Here is a 4,095-nt window from a genome sequence, read left to right as displayed (position 1 = left end):
GGGACGTTCAAGGGCTTAGTTGCGGATTTGAGGATAAATACTTTTTCTGCATGAGTTTATTCCTCTTCCAATTCGAATACATGAATGTCGCTATGATTCACTTCTGTCTCCACTTCCACGTAAAGGTCGCCTTTGTAAACGCCCATGCTTTTTATATAGTTGCAATCTCCACGAGTGAAGTCGATGTCGTATTCTTGGATCATTTCATGTGTCCGCAAATCAATAATGCCGACTCCCATTCTGTCTGAATATTCTGAGTTGTCGGAATGATAAGCATAAAAGAGATAGTCTTTATAAACCATAGTTGTGAAGACTTCTTTATTATAGTTTTCAAATTTATGAATATATACCTCACCCGTCTCAGTATCAATCTCTGCGTATTGATTATGGTTTTTGGATGGTCCAACCGTTGAATAATGTGACCAAAAACTCACAAGTCTATTTTTTCCATATTTTTTATAATTTCCACTTGTAGAATTTTCCCATAAGACTTTACCTGACGGAATCTCTACACAAATAATCTTATCTTTTTTGTCAGATGATAATTCTGTGCACCATTCTATGACTATCTTATCTTCAAAAGGAATAACTAAGTCTATATGAGCTTCTGTATATTTTTTCTCCCACATTACTTTTCCTGTCTCCAAGTCGATTAGCTGGCATGTATTTGCATATTCTCTTTTCCCTTTCCATGCAAGTGCATATTGCTTGAATAAGGAAAAAGATTCAAAAGGAGATTCCAATTCCCATATATTATTATCATTACGAATACATGTATACTCTCTCAATTTCTTTTCCTTGTTGTAATTAGCTAATATATATCCATTAGGTGTAACACCTTCCACCCATCCTTTTCCATGGGTGATATAGGGAAGTAATTCCTTCGTTTGAGAGTCAAATTTATATACGGTATGTTTTAAATTATTCACATACAAAGTATCGTTCAAAGTATGTTGCTCGAAACGAGCTACATAATGATAGCTTTTATTATTTATAAAAGTATTATTACTGATTTGATACATCAAACTGTTATCTTTGGCCGTTTGTATTAAAAAGCCCCCTTTTATTATATTCTTGACTTCTTTTATCTTCATCATCTTTTTACTTTACCTTAATTTCGCAACACTATTATAAATTAAACTTTTTAAGTACCTGAGCAACAAAAAGTTGCTCAGGATTTTGCCACGTCAGAATTTTCACTTATCATAGTGTTGCAAAAAAAACAAGAAAATCCGACGATAGACATGGTGAAGATACAAATTAAATCTGAGAGACTCACTCCTTTTGGGGGATTATTTTCAATCATGGAGCAATTTGACTCCACAAAGACTTGACGTAAAGAAGTTCGGACTCAATGCAACAAGTCGCGTAAAAGCGTTTGTCTTCAGGTTTATCTCTGTACCAGCCAAGTGGATCAGGACATCAAGGCGGTATGTGCTGAATATCTATACCTGTGATAATGCTTACGCAGATGTTTTCCAAACTGATCTTGGATAATGCCTACAACTGCTCTTGTGGAAGAATTCACATGAAATGACTCATCCCACTTATATGGATTGTTTTCTTCTGTTGAAATGGTTTGAAGACTGACCTCTTGATTAGAGCATGAAAAAACAAGAGTTAATGCAAGCATCATGGTTGAAACCTGCAGAATAACAACTAAAAAGCGTTTCATAAATATTATTTTATGTTTATCGTATTCCTTAACGTACAAATTGCGCCATTCTTCATACTATATATATTAAAATATAGAGGCCGAATGGGTTGTTGGTTAAAAATATTAAGTATATCTTGCTTTGTTAAGTTTGAACGTTGTTGAACAATAGGTCTACACTGATTGTCAAATGTGATAATCAGTGCATTGCATACAATACCATTGTTTTCTATTGAAACAGCTGTATTTATTCGTTCATCATCGTTATGGTTTTCTATCGCTGCTATGACATAACATATTTTCCCCAGAGTTATTGAATTAATACAGCCATAATGATTTTTCTCAACAGGATATACTGACAGTATGTTCTCTGTTTCATCAGCAAGGGAAAAATGTGCCATTACTTGATTCAAGCTATATACAATAAAGGATTGATATCGAAGCTGTATACTGTTGTTTTGTAGCCATAAGGAGTCTAATGAGATGCATTCTTTCCCTCCATATGCCAAACGAATCTCTTTCAGTGTATTAAAGCGATTTTTAGAAAAGGTGAATTGTTCATTTTGCTCAATATCATTCTCTTTTAATGACCTTATAATCCTCTGTGTTTCTAACAGATTTGGAGTATAATTATACTCATAAAATTCTGCTCCATATGACAGCATGGTCGAAACCTTATTATATTGAGGGTTTGGCAAAGAAGTAATATGTCGTGCTGAAGTGTTCTCTAAATCAACAACATTTCCAAGAAAACATTGTACGTAGTTTTCTTCAACAATAGGAATATCGTAAAGGTCAAAATTATACTGACTATGTTTTATAGTATCATTTTGAGAGATTGTACTGTCATTCTCATTGTGGATTATTTGCTTATTTGGTAATGGTTCATCATTGCCACAAGCAAACAACATCATTGGTGTAAATATGTAGCAAAATGCATATTGTGCACCCTTCTTTATATAAGGGTATCTCTGCATAGTTTGGTATGTTTTGTTAGTGCAAAGGTGGCATTTTATCAATTGCCATACAAGCATTTTCAACGCCACATAATACAACGCTATATTAATTGATTTATATCAATTATAACAGTAGTAAACCTATGTTGTTCAGCAAGTCTAAACTGCTATGGTCGTTACCATAGGTGTCATAAATTAAATCTAAGGTTCTATATGCTCAATCAATGTCGACCCAAATAGAACATTTTCATAGAATAACGCAATAAGGACGTTCAAGGGCTTAGTTGCGGATTTGAGGTTACGTTAAAGTAGCTCATGCTATGGTAAAATGTATCCATGGCAAGGCCTACTTTTTATTTGTAGAGTAAGAGAGAAGAAACCATTATTCAACCTGTGTCATATGACTTTCCATTATTTGCACTAATTGTGGTGCTAATGGAGTGACTATTGTACTATCATCCCATTCAGAAAAAGGCTCGTTTGATTTTGATTTCCTAACTTTTTTGTACTGCCTCATTTCGTCTTTTGAGATATACTTGTGTTCCAAAACATATAGTTCATCAAAAACTTCAATCATCTTTTCTTTGGGTTCCTTCTTGTGACTAAAAAACAACTTTCTATAGTTCTTTCGGTTTATCAAATCCATATAAGATTGATATTCAGACTTATATATATAATTTTCTGTCTGATAAAAGTTCTCAAGCCGTGTAGTATAGCCAAATAGTGTTTTAGGCTTCTTTTCTTTAGTAGTAAGAACATCATATTCAACTCGCAATACCCCTTGAACTGTATCTAACCTTATTACACCTCCAACCATTTCGTTTAAGAATAATCGGCAATCTATACTATCCGCATTATATCTCCATCCTTCTTTTTTTAATGATTCTATCAATGTGAGACCGTCCAAATATGGAGTATAAATATATTTATCAACAAGAGTATTTGTTCTTTTCTTATCCTTTTCAATCAATTCGTTGTTTTGGAAAGTACGGATCTTTTGAACAAATCTCTCCGTATCTTTATGTTTTACATTGATAAAAAAATCCAAGAAGCCGTCTCTGAAATATTTCATGCAAGAATCATTCAGTTGATAGCTTCGAAAGTAAGTCTTAAGATAAATGTAATCTGTATTCTTTGCTGTAACTGTCACCTCTTTCAATTGATAGTCAATAGGAGAAAGAAAAACAGATTTGTCTTTCTTAAATTGTGAGGATTTCACATTCTCTGGATTATAGGCAATATGCTGTATAGTAACAATCTCATCACTCAAGTTTTTAGGTAAATTACCGTCAATATCTGTCGTTCCAACGACAGCCCCTTTGTTATTTAAAATCTGCGCATAGGATATTGGCTGATTTGTTGTTTTATCCAGCAATACAGCCTGACCTAAGACATTCAGATTTACAATGAATAATAAGGGTAAAATAATGCAAATTTTTACTTTCATACTAACAAAAGAACTTATTGTCATCCAAAACTATAATA

At 33.3% G+C, this 4,095-nt stretch carries 4 protein-coding genes and 1 pseudogene; 1 reads left to right on the top strand and 4 read right to left on the bottom strand.

Going from position 1 to position 4,095, the window contains the following annotated elements:
- Positions 1 to 56: 56 nt before the first annotated feature.
- Positions 57 to 1,097: a hypothetical protein gene (locus tag HMPREF0650_RS11250; RefSeq protein WP_245543503.1), complete on the bottom strand. Its 1,041-nt coding sequence runs from the start codon at positions 1,095 to 1,097 to the stop codon at positions 57 to 59.
- Positions 1,098 to 1,323: 226 nt separating this feature from the next.
- Here HMPREF0650_RS11250 and HMPREF0650_RS12875 point away from each other — a divergent pair.
- A pseudogene (locus HMPREF0650_RS12875) lies at positions 1,324 to 1,497 on the top strand (IS1380 family transposase); the annotation flags it as partial.
- On the opposite strand, the gene HMPREF0650_RS13285 reads toward HMPREF0650_RS12875, so the two are convergent.
- The 3 genes from HMPREF0650_RS13285 to HMPREF0650_RS11240 form a co-directional block, all read right to left on the bottom strand.
- Positions 1,415 to 1,675 (bottom strand): hypothetical protein, encoded by a 261-nt coding sequence (locus HMPREF0650_RS13285; RefSeq protein ID WP_162013138.1) that lies wholly within the window; start codon positions 1,673 to 1,675, stop codon positions 1,415 to 1,417. The pseudogene HMPREF0650_RS12875 and the gene HMPREF0650_RS13285 sit on opposite strands and share 83 nt — an antisense overlap.
- A 5-nt stretch (positions 1,676 to 1,680) precedes the next feature.
- Positions 1,681 to 2,631, bottom strand: coding sequence for a hypothetical protein (locus HMPREF0650_RS11245; protein WP_004350902.1), 951 nt, complete (start codon positions 2,629 to 2,631; stop codon positions 1,681 to 1,683).
- A gap of 361 nt (positions 2,632 to 2,992) precedes the next feature.
- On the bottom strand, positions 2,993 to 4,057 hold the full coding sequence (locus tag HMPREF0650_RS11240; RefSeq protein WP_004350901.1) for a hypothetical protein: 1,065 nt from the start codon (positions 4,055 to 4,057) through the stop codon (positions 2,993 to 2,995).
- Between the last annotated feature and the right edge of the window lie 38 nt (positions 4,058 to 4,095).

The sequence above is a fragment of the Hoylesella buccalis ATCC 35310 genome (assembly GCF_000177075.1).
Taxonomy (GTDB): domain Bacteria; phylum Bacteroidota; class Bacteroidia; order Bacteroidales; family Bacteroidaceae; genus Prevotella; species Prevotella buccalis.
The sequence above is the reverse complement of the archived record's forward strand: the minus strand, read 5'-3'. Positions and strand labels throughout refer to the sequence as shown.

What these genes read in the sequence shown, in the direction of transcription:
- HMPREF0650_RS11250 (WP_245543503.1), bottom strand. Translation starts at nt 1,097, where the DNA reads ATGATGAAGATAAAAGAAGTCAAGAATATAATAAAAGGGGGCTTTTTA.
- HMPREF0650_RS13285 (WP_162013138.1), bottom strand. Translation starts at nt 1,675, where the DNA reads ATGAAACGCTTTTTAGTTGTTATTCTGCAGGTTTCAACCATGATGCTT.
- HMPREF0650_RS11245 (WP_004350902.1), bottom strand. Translation starts at nt 2,631, where the DNA reads ATGCAGAGATACCCTTATATAAAGAAGGGTGCACAATATGCATTTTGC.
- HMPREF0650_RS11240 (WP_004350901.1), bottom strand. Translation starts at nt 4,057, where the DNA reads ATGAAAGTAAAAATTTGCATTATTTTACCCTTATTATTCATTGTAAAT.